Consider the following 16,347-nt stretch of genomic DNA (forward strand, 5'->3'; position numbering starts at 1 on the left):
GCATAATGAGAATTGTAACGAATCAAGAGATGTATCAAGTGGATGATTATATGATGAATACAATTGGGATGAGTGAAGAGTCCCTTATGGAAAATGCCGGGCAGGCTGCTGCCAACGCGCTGAGTGAGCGAATCAAAAAACATGAAAACATAGGGCTGCTTATAGGAACGGGAAACAATGGAGGAGACGGCTTTGTTATTGCCCGTGCTTTGAAGTCAAAAGGCTATGAAGTTGACGTCTGGGTAGTTCCTGCACGGGAAAAAATAAAAGACGCGGCTAAAAAAGCCATGATCATCTATGAAAATGCTGGGTTCACGTGGCAATCGGCTGGAGACAACTTCTCTGTGAAAAAGTATACGGTTCTTATTGATTGTTTATTAGGTATAGGCGTAAAAGGCAGTATCAAATCTCCTTACGATGACATTATAAAAAAAATAAACGATTCTAATGCTTACATATACAGCATCGATGTCCCAAGTGGAGTAATGGAACAGAAGCAAGAGCTTACGGTACGTGCAGATGCTACGATTACGCTTCAGCAGCCGAAAGTCACGGCATTTACATACCCGAGTAAAGAAAGTTACGGTGAATTGATTGTAGTAGATATCGGTATTCCGCCGCTAGCAATTGAAAAAAGTTCATCTCTTAAGGAAGTATGGTCAACTCAGCATATTAAACAATCTTTTCCCATTCGAAACGCTTCGTCTAATAAAGGTACACATGGAAAAGGAATCGTAATAGGAGGTTCGCTTCAAACACCCGGAGCGCCGATGCTAACGTCAAAAGCAGCGCTCACAAGCGGAGCGGGACTTTTAACACTTGCGCTTCCGAGCGATATTCATGCGATTGCAGCTGCTCACATGCTGGAAGTGATGTATAAACCATGTCCAAGCAAAGAAGGATTTTTTGCAGGCGAGATTCCTTTAGAAGAAGGGAAGTATGATGCAATTGCAGTCGGACCAGGGCTTGGGAGAACCAAAGAAACGAAGAAAGTCGTCGAACAAGTGCTTCACCAGCCGGTTTCTGTTGTGGTGGACGCCGATGCTCTTTTTCATCTTCCCCATTTAGAAAAAGAAGTAAAAGAAAGAGAACATGCAACGATTTTAACGCCTCATCCGGGAGAAATGGCAAGGCTCGTGGACACAACAATCGCCGAAGTAGAAGCAAATCGATTTTCAATAGCTAGGCAATACGCAGTAGAACATGGTGTGTACCTTGTATTAAAAGGTCCAAACACGATTGTTACAACACCTGACGGAAAACAATACGTAAATACCACTGGAAACGCGGGACTTGCAAAAGGCGGAACGGGTGACACGTTAACAGGGATCATCCTCGCTTTTATTATGCAGCATGATTCTCTTCAAGAAGCAATCAGTAATGCGGTATATGTTCACGGAAAAGCAGCGGATGTGCTGCTCGATCAGGGGCATACAATGATGGATATGTTAGCAAGCGACGTTATTTCTGCACTGCCGGCAGTCTTAGGGCAGCTGAGTAAAAAGTAATTTCTTCTAGATTATTAAAATTTGTTGACAAATTCCTTCAAAAAGTTGTCAAAACTCTTTGTAAATGATAACGTTATTTTACGTAAGATTTTACATAGAAAGAAAGTGATGTTGTGTACTACTCAATGAGACCAAGAGGTATTCATTTAGCTGTGCCTACACTTTTCTTCCTTATCACAGTCGTGTTATTTGCGATGATGCAGTTTGGTTTTTATTTGGATTCCAGCATTCTTCGTAAAATTTGGGTCATCGTTATGGCTTTATTGCCCATTGCTGGACTAATCACGGCTATTAAAGGTAGAAGAGGAAGCGCAAAGCCGTGGTTAATTATAGGGAATGTGATTCTTATTTTAACCGTTACAATAATGAGCGTACAGGCTATTATTTACTAAACAAAAAACGTGTTCGCCAAATAGGCGGACACGTTTTTATTAGGAAAGAGAAACGATTTGCTTGGTTACATAGGCAGCTTCTCCTGCGATTACCACACCATACGTATTCTCTGTTTTTGTAATTTCTACATGAACGAAGCCATCTTTATCTATTTCCTGTCCTTGCTCAATGACAAATTGCCAGCGGCCGTTATCTTGCTGGTCCACATATCTCGCATAATAGGCGCCCATTACGCCTGATGCTGTTCCAGTTACGGCGTCTTCTACCGTACCTGAAAATGGTGAAGAGAAATGTCTTCCGTGCATATGAGCTTCTGAGTGAATCGTTTCAAAACAAAAGGGATGAATAGATGCTTTTGGCATATCTGTTAAAATATGAGGAAAATCTTCTTGATTAGGCTTCATCTTTTTACAGGCATCTAAATTTTTTAAAGGTACAATAAGCGTCCAGTTCCCTGTACTTCCATATACAATAGGCAGTCTTTGATCAAGGTCATCAATATGAAGATTAAGAGCTTTTGCCAGTTTTTCTTTTGAACCTGAAAACGGATGAAACTGCGGAGAAGCTTGACTCATGGTGATAACAGGTTGTCCGTTTCTATTCTGTACAGTCATCGGCAAAATTCCAGCATTTGTTTCCACTGTAAATGTAGTTTTTGGAAGTTTGTTTTTACTGTGTAAAGCATAAAGAGAAGCGACGGTCGCATGACCGCACAAATCTGCTTCTTGTCCGGGTGTAAAATATCGAATTCGTAAATCAGCGCGGGAAGACTTCATGATAAAAGCCGTTTCGTTAAACTGTACTTGATAAGCAATCATCTGCATTTCTTCAGCTGAAAAATCATCTCCATTAAACACAATTCCTGCAGGGTTTCCTTTATTAGGGCGCGTACTGAACGCATCGTATTGATAAACAATCGCTTCTTTCATAGAAATTACCTCCATTTTTATATCATTGTATGAAAGCTTTAACCAGTGTTATTAAATGATCGGCTATTAAAATAGTGAAATACCTGAACGTTAGAATAAAAAAACAGCAGTTTTTACCTGCTGCTTTTCACTTCCCAAAACTATTTTTGCATCGCGGCATTTATTCCTTCTTTTCTAACTTCTAGCATATGAGTAGCTTTTTTATCAATATCTTTAGCTGTATCGGAAGAAATGACGCCTACGCTGCTTAAGTCATAGGCAAGACTTGTAATAAGCAGTTGCTCTCTTTGTGCTAGTGTGCCGTATGTAAGTGCAGCGGTTTTAGCTTGAATGCCACTCATATTTAATTCATCAGTAGAAGAAGCTGCATCGTTTTTTGCGGCTATTGCTTCTTGATAAAGAGAATCATATCCTCCAAACCCCACTTGGGCAATTAGAAAATTATAAATGTCATCGGCTGATTTTTTAGAAGCCTGGGAAAAAGCTCTTTGAAATTTATTGCGCGGTAAAAAGTTTAGTGCCGCCTGTCTTCCGTCTTCATAAATTTTTTCTTGTATTTCTTTCGTCGCTTTTTCGTCGTTTTTTTTCTGCGCTGCATCTAGCTGTTTGCGATATTTTTGAATAATGACTCCGTCCTGCTGATTGTTTCCCTCTTTGAAAGTAGCCGCGGCTTGTGGAACATCTGACGTTGCTAGAGTCTCAGCAGCGTTCTCTGAAGAAGAAAAGAACGTATTTTTGACAAAAATAAGTGCAAAGATCAGCAAAATAAACCATAAAAACCTGAATTTCTTAAACAAAATGTTCACCTCTGTATAATATTTCAAAATTATGTAAAACAACATGGACCAGTATACAACAATTTTAGTGTTTTTTTACACATTTACCCAAAAATAAGAAAATAGTAAGAGGCGTTTTTATTCATCTAATAGATATATAGGTTCATTGTTATGGTTCTAAAGAAACCATTGATCTATTTGTACTGATTCACATAATCGAATATGTTTTTGCTAATAAGGCTTAAAGTGACAAGGATAAAAAGCGTTCGGACGTACGTCACGCCTTTTGATAGAGCGACATTTGACCCGACAAAAGAACCCGCGATCATCGCAAACCCCATAATTAATCCGTAAGAAAATACAACAGAATCGAAATATAAAAACACAAGCAAAGCACCTAAGTTACTGCCGAAATTTAAAAATTTTGCGCTGCCTGCTGACTGCAGGAAATCAAATCCCATAAATAAAAAAGCAAATAAAATAAATGAACCTGTGCCTGCTCCTAAAAATCCATCGTAAAAGCCAATAATAAAAATAAGTGCGGTAAAGAAAATAAGTTTCTTAATAGACAGCGGCTTATACGTAGACGTGGTGCCCCAGTTTTTTTTGAAGATTGTATAAATAGCAACTAAAACAAGGAGAATCAAAATAACAGGTTTCAAAAAAGCGGAGGATAGAAAATGAACGGTGATTGAACCTCCTAAAGAACCAATAAATACAAAAGGAAACCATTTACCTACGACGCGAAAATCGACTTTTCCGGATTTGACAAATCGAATGGTACTCGTTAACACGCCCATCGTTCCGGCTAACTTATTTGTAGCTAAGGCAGCAGCAGGAGGCAGGCCTAAAAATAAAAGGGCAGGCGTTGAAATTAAACCGCCTCCGCCAACTACAGAGTCAATGAATGCGGCTAAAAAACCAAATAGTAAAAGCAAAAGAACAATCTGTAAACTTAATTCTTCCATAAAGCACCTTCCTCATGTCATAATATATAGTGACTACTTAAATAGTAACTATATAAAAAGCAGTTGTAAATATGTAAATGATGAAAATTTCAAATAACTTAAAAAACAGGGAGGTTTCCTTTATGGAAAATATTATTCAGCAGCTGCAGTCGCTTGGATTTAATCAGTATGAATCAAAAGTATACGTGACGCTTGTCAAAAAAGGATCTTCCACTGCTTATAGCATTAGTAAACATTCAGGTGTGCCAAGAGCGCGTGTATACGATATTTTACAAACACTAGAGGAAAAAGGCATGGTGTTAAAAGAAGAGAGTAATGATGGCACCCAGTACACATCGCTGCCCGTCGATGCTTTTTTGCATTCGCTGCAAAAAAAATGGCACGAAACGTATGAAGACGTTAGCGAAACGCTTAAACGTCTTGAAGCTGCAGAGTCTATAGAAGAAAGCCGGGTTATGACGATGAAAGGAGAAACAGCCATTCTTGCTTTTTGTGAGTCGCTATTGTTAAAAGCAAAAAATAAAATTGTCATCTCGCTTTGGCCCGATATTTATAATGAGTTGAAGCCTCTTTTATTACAGCTAAGGGAGAGCGTCACACTAAAAGGAATTGTGTTTGAACAAGATGAAGCGATGGAGGAATTTGACCGGCACCGCCATACAAGCTATACCGAAAACATTGGGAATCAAAACTGGTTTATTATATCTGTTGACAGCAGTGAAATGATTTATGGTCATAAAGAAATGGCGTACTATACGAATAACGCAGTCAACATTAATTTACTTGAAAATTATATTTGGCATGATATTCTCGTTAACAGACTTGTAGAAAAAAGTGATAGAGAAATGGACAGGTGGATCGAAAAGGAAAGAGAAAGTTTTTTTACGTAGAAAAGAGACTTAGACATAACGAAATCACTTCCATCGAAAGACGAACAAACGGGATAAATGATCTAGTATGAATGGCTTGTTACATCGCAGTTAATTTCCGTGCAAGGCTTCGCTTTCCGCGGGCGGCCGATGAGCCTCCTCGTCGCTTATGCGCCTGTGGGGTCTCATCTGTTCCGCTTTCCCCGAAGGAGTCTTCGCATTGCCCTCCAATTAACTGCTGGAAGCAGCCACCATGCATGAAAGCTACGTTCATCTTACCAACAGAAAAATCCGAACAAAGTTGATGCTCCATTAAGAGTCTCGAGTCCTCGTTCGGATCTTCCTTCAATTAAAATATTTTTGTTACAGCCTCTTTATATTAAAAAGTTTGGGCAAGTTTTTTTGCTTCTGCTATTCCTTTTTCTTTAATTTCTTGGGCTTTATCTGGCATTGCGTTATGCCCTTCCACAAAAATGCCGTCTAACGAAGGTACTCCGAAGAAATTCATCATAATCCCAATATAGCGATGCCCCATTTCCATATCAGCTGCAGGGCCTTCAGAATAAATGCCTCCGCGCGCTTGAATATGAAGCGCTTTTTTATCCGTTAATAGTCCAACCGGACCCTCTGCCGTGTATTTAAATGACTTACCCGCTACGGCTACAGAGTCTAAATAGGCTTTCATAACCGGTGGAAACGAAAAGTTCCACATAGGCGTTACAAAAATATATTTGTCCGCTGATACAAACTGTTCGCTCAATTCTGCAAGGCGATTGACCTTCTCCTGTTCATGAGAAGAAAGTTCAGAGCCAGACTGAAGTTTGCCCCAGCCGCTAAATACATCCGCATCAATATGAGGGATATTTTCTTTATAAAGGTCAATATGTACAACTTCGTCACTTGAATTGTGCTCTTTGTAAGCATCGATAAATGCTTTTCCAGTTGCCATACTGAATGATTGAGACTCATCGTGAGGATGAGCTGTAATATAAAGTACTTTTGCCACGTCTTATCATCTCTTTCTTGTTTGAAATAATGTACTGTCTTATCGTTATCACTCCCATAAAAAACTATACGCGCTTTGTCAGGCAAGCTAAAAAAGAACGCAAGAAAGGGATGCCTATATAGAAAATAATGGTATAATAAATGTTTGAATATTTACATAACAAGTATTTCTAACAGAAGTAAATAAGAGGTGTCGAGATGAAAGAAAAATGGATAATCGTTACGGGTGCAGGTTCTGGAATTGGCAAAGAAATTGTAAAAGAGTGTGTGTCGAAGGGCTATTCAGTTATTGCTTGTGATATTAACGATGGAGCTTTGAAACAGCTAGCTGAAGATACAAAGGGCCATATTGAAACACACGTAGTAGATGTTAAAAAAGGAAACGATGTAAAAGATCTTTTTTACCAAATAAAAGATAAAAATTTGTATGGGTTAGTCAATAATGCGGGCGTATATTTAGGAAAAAATTTATTGGACTATGAAGAAAACGAAATAGATTTTGTGATGGACATTAATATTAAAGGATATGTTTATTTTTCCAAGTACTTTGGCGAATTATTAATGAAAAAAGAAACGGAAGGAGCGATTATTAATATATCCTCCGTGTCAGGAATGGAAGGAAGCTCCGATGCTATATATGGAATGTCTAAAGCAGCAATACTAGGATTAACCAAGAGCTGTGCGATGAATTTTTCTCCTTATATCCGGGTGAATGCCGTAGCACCTACAATGGTAAATACCGATATGATGAAAAATATTCCAGAATGGCGCAAAAATGAATACATTGCTCATCAGCTGATTCCAAGCTTTGTTACGCCTCAAGACGTGGCAGATACGGTTCTTTTTTTACTGAGCCCTCAAGCAAAACATTATACAGGAGCCACTTTCGATTTAAATAGCGGATGTTATTTGCGCTGAATACTCTTTCAAAAGGAATGGAGACATTAACTACATCAATCCAAAGGCGCACAAATGGGATAAATAATTTAGTATGGCGCTTGTTACACGGCTGTCGCTTTCCGTGCAAGGCTTCGCTTTCCGCGGGCGGCCGATGAGCCTCCTCGTCGCTTGCGCTCCTGTGGGGTCTCATCTGTTACGCTTTTCCCGCAGGAGTCTTCGCCTTGCCCTCCAATCAACAGCTAGAAGCACCTACATACATGAAACCTACGTTCACTATCACCATGAAAAATTCAAATGCACTTAATTCTCAATAAAGGATTTTAATTCATAGTTCGGATCTTCCTTCAACTAAAATACGTTTGTCCCATCCTCCTTTTTGTTTTCTTAAGAATTCTTAAGAAATTTACTTAACGTTTCTTTAGATTTTTTTTCTATTCTAGAAAGAAAGAGTAGAAAGAAGGAATAGAAAATGAATTTAGCTTTTATGTATCAATATTTTCACCAGCCGCGAACGGTAGGCGCACTTTTGCCGAGCTCTACGAACTTAGCGAAAAAAATGGTAAAAGGGATTGATTTTGAACATGCAGACTGTATAGTAGAGTACGGGCCAGGAACCGGAGTTTTTACCCGTGAATTAATAAGAAGACGAAGCGCTTGTACAACTTTGCTTCTTATCGAATACAATCGGCATTTTTACGAAAAAGTAAAGGAACAAGTAAGAGATGAAAAAAATGTGTATGTGATACACGGATCCGCTGAAAATGTTCAAAAGTACTTGATACAGTATGATATTCCAAAAGTGGATTACGTACTATCAGGTCTTCCTTTTGCTTCTTTAACGTCTGAAGTGTCGGACTGTATTTTGCAAAACACGCGCAGCGTATTAGCGAAGGAAGGGAAATTTATTACGTTTCAGTATACGAATTTAAAAAAACAGCTGATCCGCTCGTTTTTCCCTCAGATTAAAGTGGAAAAAGAGTGGAGAAATGTTCCTCCTGCATATATTTTTACATGCGAAAAAAATCAGATATAAGGAGTTTGTAAATGAAAGACAGAATTTTAATTATAGATGACGATGAGCAAATTCGTAATTTAATTGCTATTTACTTAGAAAATGAAGGATTTGAAGCGCTGAAAGTTTCTAATGCTGTATCTGGATTAGCGCTTTTAGAGGAACAAGAAGTAGATTTAATTATATTAGATATTATGATGCCGCAGATGAATGGAATCGATGCTGCTTTTAAAATACGTGAAGAAAAAAACATGCCCATTATTATGCTGTCGGCTAAGTCAGAAGATATGGACAAGATTTCTGGGTTAACAGCAGGCGCAGATGATTACTTAACAAAACCATTTAATCCTCTCGAGCTCATCGCACGAGTAAAATCACAAATTAGACGCTATAAAAAATACAATGAACGTGCTGAGCGCGATATTATTCAAATTGGCGATTTGGAAATTAACCGCAGCACCCGGCTTGTCTTTGTGCGCGGCCAAGAGATTCGTTTAACACCAAAAGAGTTTGATATTTTAGAGCTGCTGGTACGCCACAAAGGAACGGTGATGAGTATGGGGAAAATATATGAAGCCGTATGGCAAGAAGATGCGTTTAAATCGGATAATACCGTAATGGTTCATATTACAAAGATTCGCGAAAAAATTGAGGATAATCCGAAAAAGCCAATTTATATTAAAACCATATGGGGCGTAGGATACAGAATATGAGAAGAATAAGTGTAAAGCTTCTTTTTGCTATCATTATAAGTTTTTTGGCTACCAATTTAATTTTTATTTTAATTGCTAGGCTTGTTTTGAGCAGGTATATACAAGAAGAGAAAATGAATGTCCCTGCATATAATGTATTAGCGTTTGGACTTTTCTTTATCGCCGTTGTGGTCTTTGTTTTTGTTTTTTTAGCACTTATTCGTTCTCATATTCGTTATCTGAAAGAAATCTCTAAACAAGTTCAAAAAATTTCAAATGGAGATTTAGGCGCAACCATCCATGTACGAGGAAAAGATGAACTGGCTGAATTAAGTCAAAACATTAACAAAATGTCTGCGCAGCTTCGTACAAAATTTGATCGTGAACGAGAGCTGGAGCAAGCAAAAAATCAGCTAATATCCAGTGTATCTCACGATTTGCGTACGCCGTTAACATCCATCGTTGGGTACCTAGATTTAATCAAAAAAAGAGAAAGTATGGATGATGAAACATTATATAGCTACTTATATATTGTTGATTCAAAAGCAAAATACTTAACTGATTTAATAGAAGAATTGTTCGACTATACAAAATTAACGAGTCCTGATCTTCAGCTTCAACGAAATGAGGTCGATATGAAACGTTTGCTTCAACAGGTAATAGGAGAGTACGAGCCAATTTTAACAAGAGAAGGCATTGATGTTCATACTACCTTTGCTTGTGAATGGAATGCATTTATTGATGTGGAAAAAATGGTAAGAGTATTTCAAAACTTGCTCGAAAATGTCAAGAAATACAGCAAAAAGCCTTCCGTATTAGAGGTGAATCAGGAGATTGACGAGGGTTACATAGTTATTTCTTTTAGGAACAGCATTAACATCAGTGAAAAAATTGAGGTAGAAAAGTTGTTTGATCGATTTTATCGAGGTGATGAATCAAGAACGGACGCGAATGGTTCAGGTTTAGGACTGGCTATTGCAAAACAAATTATTCAGCTGCATCAAGGAGAGATACGAGCGGAACGTCAGCATAATAAGCTCACTTTTTTTATAAAGCTGCCGTTAACACAAGAAAGCCTTAAGAATCACTTGTAAAGATTCTTAAGGCTTTTTGCGACTATTTTGATGCCGTATTCAAATTCTGCAAGCGTCGCATAAGAAAAGGATATTCTGATATGCTGTGAAGCCTCATGGTCATACAATGCGCCTGGATTTAAAAGAACTCCTTCGTCGAGACAGTGCTTAAATAACTTCCGCATCGAAACAGGCTTATGCAGCGTAAGCCAAAAATAAAAACCACCGCTCGGAGCATTCCACACAGCGAGATTCTTCAAATACTTCTCTAGAATAGCCAGTGTTTGCTGAGATTTTTCTTTTAATTTATAGCGTACGCTGGCCACATGCTTGTCATAGAGTCCGGTTTTGAGAGCTTCAGCAGCAGCCCATTGAGATAAGGAACTGGCTCCGTAGTCAACTTGCATTTTAAGGTCAGCTAATCGCTCAATTACATGTTCAGGCCCTATAATCCATCCAATTCGAAATCCTGGACTGAATGTTTTAGAGAACGTTCCTAAATAAAGAACCATTCCATTTTTATCTTGAGCTTTTAACGAAAGTGGAGGCGGTGAATGGAACCAAAGCTCTCCGTAAGCATCATCTTCAATAATAGGCAAATGCATTCTTTCACACTGGCGAAGCAGCTCTTGGCGCCTTTTTTCACTCATCGTTACATTGGTGGGGTTATGAAAGTTCGGTATTGTATATAAAGCTGTGCCTTTTTCTTTTTCGTGCTGGTCTTTTAATGAAGCTAAATGCATTCCTTCTTCGTCTAACGAAACGCCCGTTATTTTCATTTGTGCGGACTGAAATAACGGCAGAGAATAAAGATAAGAAGGCTTTTCAGCTAATATATTGGCACCTGGAGGCAGCAGGCCGATTGAAATTAACTGAAGGGCTTGAAGTGAACCGGATACAATTAAAATAGATGAAGGAGAAGTTTCAATGCCTCGTTTTTTTACATGCTTGACTAACTCTTGTCGGAGTTCATCATTTCCTCTTGGGTGCTCGTAGCCCAAGTGTACGCTTCTATGATTAATTCCGCTAAATAGTTCCGAAAGCTGCTGGGAAGGAAGCAGGTCAGGTGCTAACTCTCCAGTTCCTAAACGAATAATGCCCGGTTGAAATTCAGCTTCGTTAATATGACGGATAGTCGGAGAATTTGGTTGGTATATTCCTGCTTCTACATACGAATTCCAGTTCATGTGAGAACCTGATGCTAGTAAGCTCCACGTATTGTTAATGACCTTGGTGCCACCGCCTTTGTTTCCGCTGAGCAGTCCTTCAGCAATTAAGTTTTCGGTTGCTGTCACCACCGTGCTTCTATTTACAGAAAAGCTAGCAGCTAAATGGCGCTGCGAAGGAATTTTAGTTCCAATAGGCCACTCTCCATTTATGATTTTCTCTTTCATATACTCTTGAATTTGTTTGTGCATTGGCTTTTTATCAGCCGGATCTGGAGTCCAGTTCATGTGAGACCACCTTTTTATAATTTGGTTGGTATTATAAATCAAAACTTGGGTGGAGACAACAGGGGATGTCAATTGTAGTATAAAAGAGAAAGGAGAGAACAACATGTTTACAGTGGTTATACATGCTTTATTGTTAGCATTCGGTTTGATTTTACCTTTAGGGGTACAAAATGTGTTTGTTTTTAATCAAGGAGCCAATCAACGAACGTTCAAACAGGCGCTTCCCGTAGTTTTCACGGCTTCTGTTTGTGATACGATTTTAATTCTAGTAGCAGTGCTGGGAGTTTCAGCAGCAGCCGCTGCTTTTTCATTTTTTCAAACGCTTATTTTTGGAATAGGTCTTCTTTTTTTAGCGTATATGGGCTTTGTGACGTGGAAGAGCGAACCGTCAAAAACGTCAGTAAAGGAAGAAATGACGGTGAAAGCACAAATTTTATTTGCTGCTTCTGTATCTCTGCTAAATCCTCACGCGCTGATGGATATTATGGGCGTGATTGGAACAAATTCTCTACTGTACAGCGGAAAGGAAAAATGGGTTTTTACGCTGGTGACAATATCCGTTTCATGGATATGGTTTTTGTCCTTAGCTTTTGCAGGAAAAGCAGTAGGAAAAATGGATTCAAATGGGAAAATAATGATTTGGGTGAATAAGGCTTCTGCATGTATGATTTGGGGAGTAGCTCTTTACATGGCAAAAAGTATGTTTTTTCAGTAAAATAGATGCTAAAAGGAAAGTTATGTAATAGAAAGAAGTACTTTTTTCTAGAAAGCGAGGGGTAAAGATGATTCAAGGAATTAATCATATGTGCTTTTCTGTGTCAAATTTAGAACAATCCATCATATTTTATCAGAAAGTGCTAGGAGCGGAACTTTTAGTGAAAGGAAAATCCACCGCTTACTTTAGTCTGAATGGACTGTGGCTGGCGTTAAACGAAGAAAAAAATATTCCTAGATCAGACATTCAGTATTCGTATACTCATTTAGCGTTTTCTATTTCTATTGAAAACTTTGACGAAGCAAGAGAACTGTTAAAACAGCATAATGTAACCATCTTACCGGGAAGAAACCGCGACGAAAGAGACAGAAAATCTATTTATTTTACGGATCCGGACGGTCATAAATTTGAATTTCACACTGGTACGCTCCAAGACCGTTTAGCGTATTATCAAGAAGAAAAGCCTCATATGACATTTTATTCGCCAGAAGAGTAGTATTAAAATAGTTATATAAGGTTACAGTTTTATTACATTCGCATTCCTCGCTCAGTTATCATTAAATAAACGATACTGTTGTGATATAATGGAAAAAAAGTGAGGAGGAGGAAGAATGTATACCGCAAAACAGGTGAAGTTTGGTTCGCATATTGTGATAGGCGTACTTTTCGGCATCCTAGCTGCGATGTTAATCGGCACTTTTTATCAAAATGTACCAGGTGTATTACCATACGGGATGATTAGCGGACTTGCAGTAGGACTCATAGCAGATACATATTATACAATTAAAACAAAAATAAAGGTTATCTAATATAGTGTAGTACTATCTTCAGGAGAAATAAAAGATTCCTCTTGAAAATAGTACTATTTTTATGAGGAAAATGGTTAATTTCCACTTTAGAAAAACAAGTCAGTGAGCTACAAAAATTGTAAATTTATTATTTTGAATCACAAATAGGGGGTTGAAATATCACATTAACTCTAAGTATAGAATTATATGTTAAGGTAAATAACCGTTTTCTAAACAGTGAAACGGTTTTTACTTTTTTTCTAATTAGTTTTATTGCGCATCAGATAAAAGGTCTAATAATTAAGTAATTGTTAGTAAAACTGCGGATAAGAGGTTTTTAAAGCTGCTACTAACAGATAAAATACTGTTGCTTTTAATGGTTCATCTATAGAAAACTTGATAATTTTACTAAAATCGTTCTTTTGGAGTACATAATATATGCTATCATTGTTGGGTGAAAAAACTACATACCAAAAAAAGGAGAAACAAATGAAAAAATTAAGAAGAATCGGCCTAGGACTTGTAGCATCTTTGCTATCTATTAGTTTAGTAGCTTGTGGGTCAACAAAAGAAGAACAAAAACAAGGATCTGCTAAGCAAGAGCAGAAACAAATGGGGAAAGAGCAGAAGAAACTCGAACAAAAACTCTCTAAATTAGAGAGTAAGTATGAAGAATATACAAAAGAAAAAGGATATATGGAATCTGATGATTATCTTGTTTTTGAAGCAGACTTTAACATACTTGCAAAGTCAATTGAAAGCAAGAATATTCTTCAAGGCGATGATGGTGAACTAGACAAACACTTAAAAGACTTAAAAACTGAGATAGACAATTTAAGTAATGATCAAGCAATAAAAGCTCAAAAGCGTTACGGTTCGGCAGTAGATGTGTACGAGGCTGCAATAGGTACTCATATGCATATTGTATTAACGAAAGCCGATATTACTCAGCACTTTAATGCAGTAAACACGATTGAGTTAGACAAAGATTTTAATGCAGATAGCTACGATTATGAAAAAATTGATGCAGACGCAACTGAGGCTATTAAGTCTATACAAGGAATGCCTATGAAAAGAATAAAGCTTATTAAGGAAGAGTTGGAGAAATATAAAGATAGCTTTAGTACTGAAGAATATAATCAATTGAATTCCGCAGTCACTAGCGTAACTTCGTCATTAAATAAACAAGTTGAAATGCTAGAAGTTCTACAAAAAGAAAGTGGTAAGGATAAATCAACTTTAGAAGAAAACACAAAAGCTGCTGAAACACAATTTTTAGATGCTAAAGAAAAAGTGTCTACATTTGAATCTAAATATGATATCCAAATGTAAGATATATGCTTTAAATACAATTGTTTATTAAAATAAAAAGCCGTTTCTTAACCAAAGAAACGGCTTTTTACTATTTCTCTCTATTGATCTTTGGTGTACGCAAGAAGAAAGAGAGTAAAAGTGCAACCAGACCTAATAATGTAGCAAATAAGAATACATCGTTCCTACCATCTATAGTCGGAGTTGTTATTGCTTTAGCGTATAGCGATATAATACCGCTATTACCTAACTGACTAAGTTGACTACTAAAGAAATCATTGTTAGTTGTTAGTGTATTAGTGTAGTTTGAAAGATGTTCAGTAGTTTGCTGTGTCATAATTGTAACAAGTATAGCCGTACCAATCGAACCTGGAACTTGACGAATTGTATTACTTAAAGCTGTACCGTGAGAAATTAAATGGTGAGGTAATTGGTTCATACCTGCAGTCATAATAGGCACCATAATTAATGCATCTGGCAATAATAGTAGATCTGATTGAAGCGGCGTAAAGCCTCAAATGCTTTGTAGATAGATTGGCAGCAGTTTTGAAATTATTTAGGATGAAACATAAAAAATTATAATCAGATTTGTTGAAAATCAATCCAAAAATTATTAATGTAATTTTCTGAAACTTTTCTTCGTGCTAAAACGTATAGTAAGTATAGGGAATGTTAATTTAAATTCCGTTTTGCGGAAAAACATTTAATATACAGTCGGAGGATATATGCTGTATTACGCGACGCTAGGTGAACTAAAGAAAAAAAGGGACCTGAAGCGATTTAACTTATGAAATTAATCCTTTTATTGGGTCAGCAAAAGGAGGGGTTAGTAAAACTAATCAAATTTTTAAGAGGTAATCAAATGTAATATTGAAATTAAAAAAGGGGGTAGTAAAATGACAATGTGGCTGTGGGCAGGCGGATGTATAGTGTTTTTGTTAGCAATGGGTTACATTGCAGATCGTGTAGCCGTAAGGAGAAGCATTGAATTTAGTCCGGAGGATGGAATTGAAAATGCTACAGATGCAGAACAAATATATGTGGAGAGCTATTTAAATGAAACAAAAAATACGAATAATAATATACTGCTTTAATAGAAATTATAAATAAAAGGCTTATCCGCTGCTACTTGCATTAGGGATAAGCCTTTTTGTTTTATACTTAGTTCCAAACTTCGTCTAAAGTATCTCTAAACAATTGATCTAATTCATATGTAGGGTCATCTAATTCTACGGATAAAGTTCTCACGTATTTGTCTAAACGGTCAATTTCTAAGTTCAAAAATTCATTAATAACATTGATGCGTGGTTCTAAATCTAACTCATCACCACTAATTTTACGCTTTAACAGCTTGCTAACCTCTTCTTTTAATTCTCCTTCTGGTAACAGTTTCTCTAAGAGAATAGGAAATTCTAGTGGAGGAAATTCGTTATATTGCTCAATCCACTTAGCAGCTAGCACAGGTCTTAAAACATAAAAATATTTTTTGATTTTTACTTCGTCACCTTGTAAATACTCTCGAAAGTTATTTCTAGCCATATTTAAATAGTGGTATATACAAGAAGTAGGAGTAAAGATGTTAGAATGTAGTTCTTTCATTTTATCAAATGTTGAATACGCCTTGTAATATACAATGTTTGATTGTATCCATTCTAGTAAGGGTGGGTTTGATTTTCTAAAAAGTTTTAATGTCTTGGTTACGTCCCAGCCGCTAACATCTAATAGGTCATTAATAGGTAGCTCTATTACATCTCGCTTTTTACCTACACCCATTGGATCAATGCTTAAATATTTATTCCTCTTATGAATATAAATAAATCTAACATCATAATCGCTATCTTTAGATGGAAAGTCCCACGCTCTACTTCCAGATTCACAAGCGTATAATACTTTTACGTCGTAATCTTCTTCAATTTTCTTTAAAGCTGCAACGATTGTTTCTCTCATAACCCAA

21 protein-coding genes are annotated in these 16,347 nt (G+C 37.1%); 12 read left to right on the top strand and 9 right to left on the bottom strand.

Annotated elements, in window-relative coordinates; translation table 11 throughout:
• Nucleotides 1-5 precede the first annotated feature (5 nt).
• Both ACFX4W_RS19445 and ACFX4W_RS19450 read left to right on the top strand, forming a co-directional pair.
• The gene (locus ACFX4W_RS19445) at nucleotides 6-1,508 is read left to right on the top strand and encodes a bifunctional ADP-dependent NAD(P)H-hydrate dehydratase/NAD(P)H-hydrate epimerase (protein ID WP_043982211.1); all 1,503 of its coding nucleotides are present in this window, start codon (nucleotides 6-8) and stop codon (nucleotides 1,506-1,508) included.
• A 113-nt stretch (nucleotides 1,509-1,621) separates the two neighbouring features.
• Entirely contained in the window at nucleotides 1,622-1,900 is a 279-nt protein-coding gene (locus ACFX4W_RS19450; RefSeq protein WP_223268911.1) for a hypothetical protein, read from the top strand.
• A gap of 39 nt (nucleotides 1,901-1,939) precedes the next feature.
• Here the strand turns inward: ACFX4W_RS19450 and ACFX4W_RS19455 are convergent, their stop codons facing one another.
• The 3 genes from ACFX4W_RS19455 to ACFX4W_RS19465 form a co-directional block, all read right to left on the bottom strand.
• A complete protein-coding gene (locus ACFX4W_RS19455) occupies nucleotides 1,940-2,830 on the bottom strand; it encodes a PhzF family phenazine biosynthesis isomerase (protein WP_043982212.1) in 891 nt (296 codons plus the stop codon).
• A gap of 140 nt (nucleotides 2,831-2,970) precedes the next feature.
• The gene (locus tag ACFX4W_RS19460; protein WP_241771400.1) at nucleotides 2,971-3,636 is read right to left on the bottom strand and encodes a hypothetical protein; all 666 of its coding nucleotides are present in this window, start codon (nucleotides 3,634-3,636) and stop codon (nucleotides 2,971-2,973) included.
• 164 nt (nucleotides 3,637-3,800) lie between these two features.
• Complete coding sequence (locus ACFX4W_RS19465; protein WP_025752213.1) at nucleotides 3,801-4,574, bottom strand: sulfite exporter TauE/SafE family protein; 774 nt, start codon at nucleotides 4,572-4,574, stop codon at nucleotides 3,801-3,803.
• 122 nt (nucleotides 4,575-4,696) lie between these two features.
• On the opposite strand from ACFX4W_RS19465, the gene ACFX4W_RS19470 reads away from it, so the two are divergent.
• Nucleotides 4,697-5,464 (top strand): TrmB family transcriptional regulator, encoded by a 768-nt coding sequence (locus ACFX4W_RS19470; protein WP_043982216.1) that lies wholly within the window; start codon nucleotides 4,697-4,699, stop codon nucleotides 5,462-5,464.
• Between the two features lie 79 nt (nucleotides 5,465-5,543).
• Here the strand turns inward: ACFX4W_RS19470 and ACFX4W_RS19475 are convergent, their stop codons facing one another.
• Entirely contained in the window at nucleotides 5,544-5,702 is a 159-nt protein-coding gene (locus tag ACFX4W_RS19475) for a hypothetical protein (RefSeq protein WP_377559947.1), read from the bottom strand.
• Between the two features lie 120 nt (nucleotides 5,703-5,822).
• Nucleotides 5,823-6,449 (bottom strand): FMN-dependent NADH-azoreductase, encoded by a 627-nt coding sequence (locus ACFX4W_RS19480; RefSeq protein ID WP_043982218.1) that lies wholly within the window; start codon nucleotides 6,447-6,449, stop codon nucleotides 5,823-5,825.
• A gap of 197 nt (nucleotides 6,450-6,646) precedes the next feature.
• Here ACFX4W_RS19480 and ACFX4W_RS19485 point away from each other — a divergent pair, with 197 nt between their 5' ends.
• Nucleotides 6,647-7,366 carry an SDR family NAD(P)-dependent oxidoreductase gene (locus ACFX4W_RS19485; protein WP_043982219.1) on the top strand — a complete coding sequence of 240 codons (720 nt, stop codon included), beginning with the start codon at nucleotides 6,647-6,649 and terminating at the stop codon, nucleotides 7,364-7,366.
• A gap of 83 nt (nucleotides 7,367-7,449) precedes the next feature.
• Here the strand turns inward: ACFX4W_RS19485 and ACFX4W_RS19490 are convergent, their stop codons facing one another.
• Nucleotides 7,450-7,584: a hypothetical protein gene (locus tag ACFX4W_RS19490; protein ID WP_272911204.1), complete on the bottom strand. Its 135-nt coding sequence runs from the start codon at nucleotides 7,582-7,584 to the stop codon at nucleotides 7,450-7,452.
• Between the two features lie 233 nt (nucleotides 7,585-7,817).
• On the opposite strand from ACFX4W_RS19490, the gene ACFX4W_RS19495 reads away from it, so the two are divergent.
• From ACFX4W_RS19495 to ACFX4W_RS19505, 3 genes are read left to right on the top strand one after another with little or no spacing between them, the layout of a single operon-like run.
• On the top strand, nucleotides 7,818-8,381 hold the full coding sequence (locus ACFX4W_RS19495) for a class I SAM-dependent methyltransferase (protein ID WP_043982220.1): 564 nt from the start codon (nucleotides 7,818-7,820) through the stop codon (nucleotides 8,379-8,381).
• A gap of 11 nt (nucleotides 8,382-8,392) precedes the next feature.
• Nucleotides 8,393-9,073: a response regulator transcription factor gene (locus ACFX4W_RS19500; RefSeq protein WP_028408662.1), complete on the top strand. Its 681-nt coding sequence runs from the start codon at nucleotides 8,393-8,395 to the stop codon at nucleotides 9,071-9,073.
• Complete coding sequence (locus ACFX4W_RS19505; RefSeq protein WP_043982222.1) at nucleotides 9,070-10,146, top strand: HAMP domain-containing sensor histidine kinase; 1,077 nt, start codon at nucleotides 9,070-9,072, stop codon at nucleotides 10,144-10,146. Before ACFX4W_RS19500 ends, ACFX4W_RS19505 begins: the two co-directional genes overlap by 4 nt.
• On the opposite strand, the gene ACFX4W_RS19510 is transcribed toward ACFX4W_RS19505, so the two are convergent.
• On the bottom strand, nucleotides 10,137-11,579 hold the full coding sequence (locus ACFX4W_RS19510) for an aminotransferase-like domain-containing protein (protein WP_043982224.1): 1,443 nt from the start codon (nucleotides 11,577-11,579) through the stop codon (nucleotides 10,137-10,139). The two genes, ACFX4W_RS19505 and ACFX4W_RS19510, sit on opposite strands and share 10 nt — an antisense overlap.
• Before the next feature lie 103 nt (nucleotides 11,580-11,682).
• On the opposite strand from ACFX4W_RS19510, the gene ACFX4W_RS19515 reads away from it, so the two are divergent.
• From ACFX4W_RS19515 to ACFX4W_RS19530, 4 genes are all read left to right on the top strand, one after another.
• Complete coding sequence (locus tag ACFX4W_RS19515) at nucleotides 11,683-12,294, top strand: LysE/ArgO family amino acid transporter (protein ID WP_043982225.1); 612 nt, start codon at nucleotides 11,683-11,685, stop codon at nucleotides 12,292-12,294.
• A gap of 67 nt (nucleotides 12,295-12,361) precedes the next feature.
• Nucleotides 12,362-12,790 (top strand): metallothiol transferase FosB, encoded by a 429-nt coding sequence (fosB, locus tag ACFX4W_RS19520; RefSeq protein WP_025752225.1) that lies wholly within the window; start codon nucleotides 12,362-12,364, stop codon nucleotides 12,788-12,790.
• Between the two features lie 115 nt (nucleotides 12,791-12,905).
• Nucleotides 12,906-13,103: a hypothetical protein gene (locus tag ACFX4W_RS19525; RefSeq protein ID WP_016763981.1), complete on the top strand. Its 198-nt coding sequence runs from the start codon at nucleotides 12,906-12,908 to the stop codon at nucleotides 13,101-13,103.
• A 468-nt stretch (nucleotides 13,104-13,571) separates the two neighbouring features.
• Entirely contained in the window at nucleotides 13,572-14,414 is an 843-nt protein-coding gene (locus tag ACFX4W_RS19530) for a hypothetical protein (RefSeq protein ID WP_043982228.1), read from the top strand.
• A 70-nt stretch (nucleotides 14,415-14,484) separates the two neighbouring features.
• Here ACFX4W_RS19530 and ACFX4W_RS19535 read toward each other — a convergent pair whose 3' ends face one another.
• Nucleotides 14,485-14,844: an efflux MFS transporter permease gene (locus ACFX4W_RS19535; protein ID WP_241771393.1), complete on the bottom strand. Its 360-nt coding sequence runs from the start codon at nucleotides 14,842-14,844 to the stop codon at nucleotides 14,485-14,487.
• A gap of 445 nt (nucleotides 14,845-15,289) precedes the next feature.
• On the opposite strand from ACFX4W_RS19535, the gene ACFX4W_RS19540 reads away from it, so the two are divergent.
• On the top strand, nucleotides 15,290-15,487 hold the full coding sequence (locus ACFX4W_RS19540; RefSeq protein WP_043982230.1) for a hypothetical protein: 198 nt from the start codon (nucleotides 15,290-15,292) through the stop codon (nucleotides 15,485-15,487).
• 67 nt (nucleotides 15,488-15,554) lie between these two features.
• Here the strand turns inward: ACFX4W_RS19540 and ACFX4W_RS19545 are convergent, their stop codons facing one another.
• On the bottom strand, nucleotides 15,555-16,340 hold the full coding sequence (locus ACFX4W_RS19545; RefSeq protein WP_043982231.1) for a nucleotidyltransferase domain-containing protein: 786 nt from the start codon (nucleotides 16,338-16,340) through the stop codon (nucleotides 15,555-15,557).
• Between the last annotated feature and the right edge of the window lie 7 nt (nucleotides 16,341-16,347).

The sequence above is a fragment of the Priestia sp. YIM B13489 genome (genome assembly GCF_042787645.1).
Taxonomy (GTDB): Bacteria; Bacillota; Bacilli; order Bacillales; family Bacillaceae_H; genus Priestia; species Priestia megaterium.

Excerpts from the sequence above, each read along its gene's own strand:
- ACFX4W_RS19445 (WP_043982211.1), top strand. The coding sequence starts at position 6 with ATGAGAATTGTAACGAATCAAGAGATGTATCAAGTGGATGATTATATG.
- ACFX4W_RS19455 (WP_043982212.1), bottom strand. The coding sequence starts at position 2,830 with ATGAAAGAAGCGATTGTTTATCAATACGATGCGTTCAGTACGCGCCCT.
- ACFX4W_RS19465 (WP_025752213.1), bottom strand. The coding sequence starts at position 4,574 with ATGGAAGAATTAAGTTTACAGATTGTTCTTTTGCTTTTACTATTTGGT.
- ACFX4W_RS19470 (WP_043982216.1), top strand. The coding sequence starts at position 4,697 with ATGGAAAATATTATTCAGCAGCTGCAGTCGCTTGGATTTAATCAGTAT.
- ACFX4W_RS19475 (WP_377559947.1), bottom strand. The coding sequence starts at position 5,702 with ATGCATGGTGGCTGCTTCCAGCAGTTAATTGGAGGGCAATGCGAAGAC.
- ACFX4W_RS19485 (WP_043982219.1), top strand. The coding sequence starts at position 6,647 with ATGAAAGAAAAATGGATAATCGTTACGGGTGCAGGTTCTGGAATTGGC.
- ACFX4W_RS19495 (WP_043982220.1), top strand. The coding sequence starts at position 7,818 with ATGAATTTAGCTTTTATGTATCAATATTTTCACCAGCCGCGAACGGTA.
- ACFX4W_RS19500 (WP_028408662.1), top strand. The coding sequence starts at position 8,393 with ATGAAAGACAGAATTTTAATTATAGATGACGATGAGCAAATTCGTAAT.
- ACFX4W_RS19505 (WP_043982222.1), top strand. The coding sequence starts at position 9,070 with ATGAGAAGAATAAGTGTAAAGCTTCTTTTTGCTATCATTATAAGTTTT.
- ACFX4W_RS19510 (WP_043982224.1), bottom strand. The coding sequence starts at position 11,579 with ATGAACTGGACTCCAGATCCGGCTGATAAAAAGCCAATGCACAAACAA.
- ACFX4W_RS19515 (WP_043982225.1), top strand. The coding sequence starts at position 11,683 with ATGTTTACAGTGGTTATACATGCTTTATTGTTAGCATTCGGTTTGATT.
- fosB (WP_025752225.1), top strand. The coding sequence starts at position 12,362 with ATGATTCAAGGAATTAATCATATGTGCTTTTCTGTGTCAAATTTAGAA.
- ACFX4W_RS19525 (WP_016763981.1), top strand. The coding sequence starts at position 12,906 with ATGTATACCGCAAAACAGGTGAAGTTTGGTTCGCATATTGTGATAGGC.
- ACFX4W_RS19530 (WP_043982228.1), top strand. The coding sequence starts at position 13,572 with ATGAAAAAATTAAGAAGAATCGGCCTAGGACTTGTAGCATCTTTGCTA.
- ACFX4W_RS19535 (WP_241771393.1), bottom strand. The coding sequence starts at position 14,844 with ATGACTGCAGGTATGAACCAATTACCTCACCATTTAATTTCTCACGGT.
- ACFX4W_RS19540 (WP_043982230.1), top strand. The coding sequence starts at position 15,290 with ATGACAATGTGGCTGTGGGCAGGCGGATGTATAGTGTTTTTGTTAGCA.
- ACFX4W_RS19545 (WP_043982231.1), bottom strand. The coding sequence starts at position 16,340 with ATGAGAGAAACAATCGTTGCAGCTTTAAAGAAAATTGAAGAAGATTAC.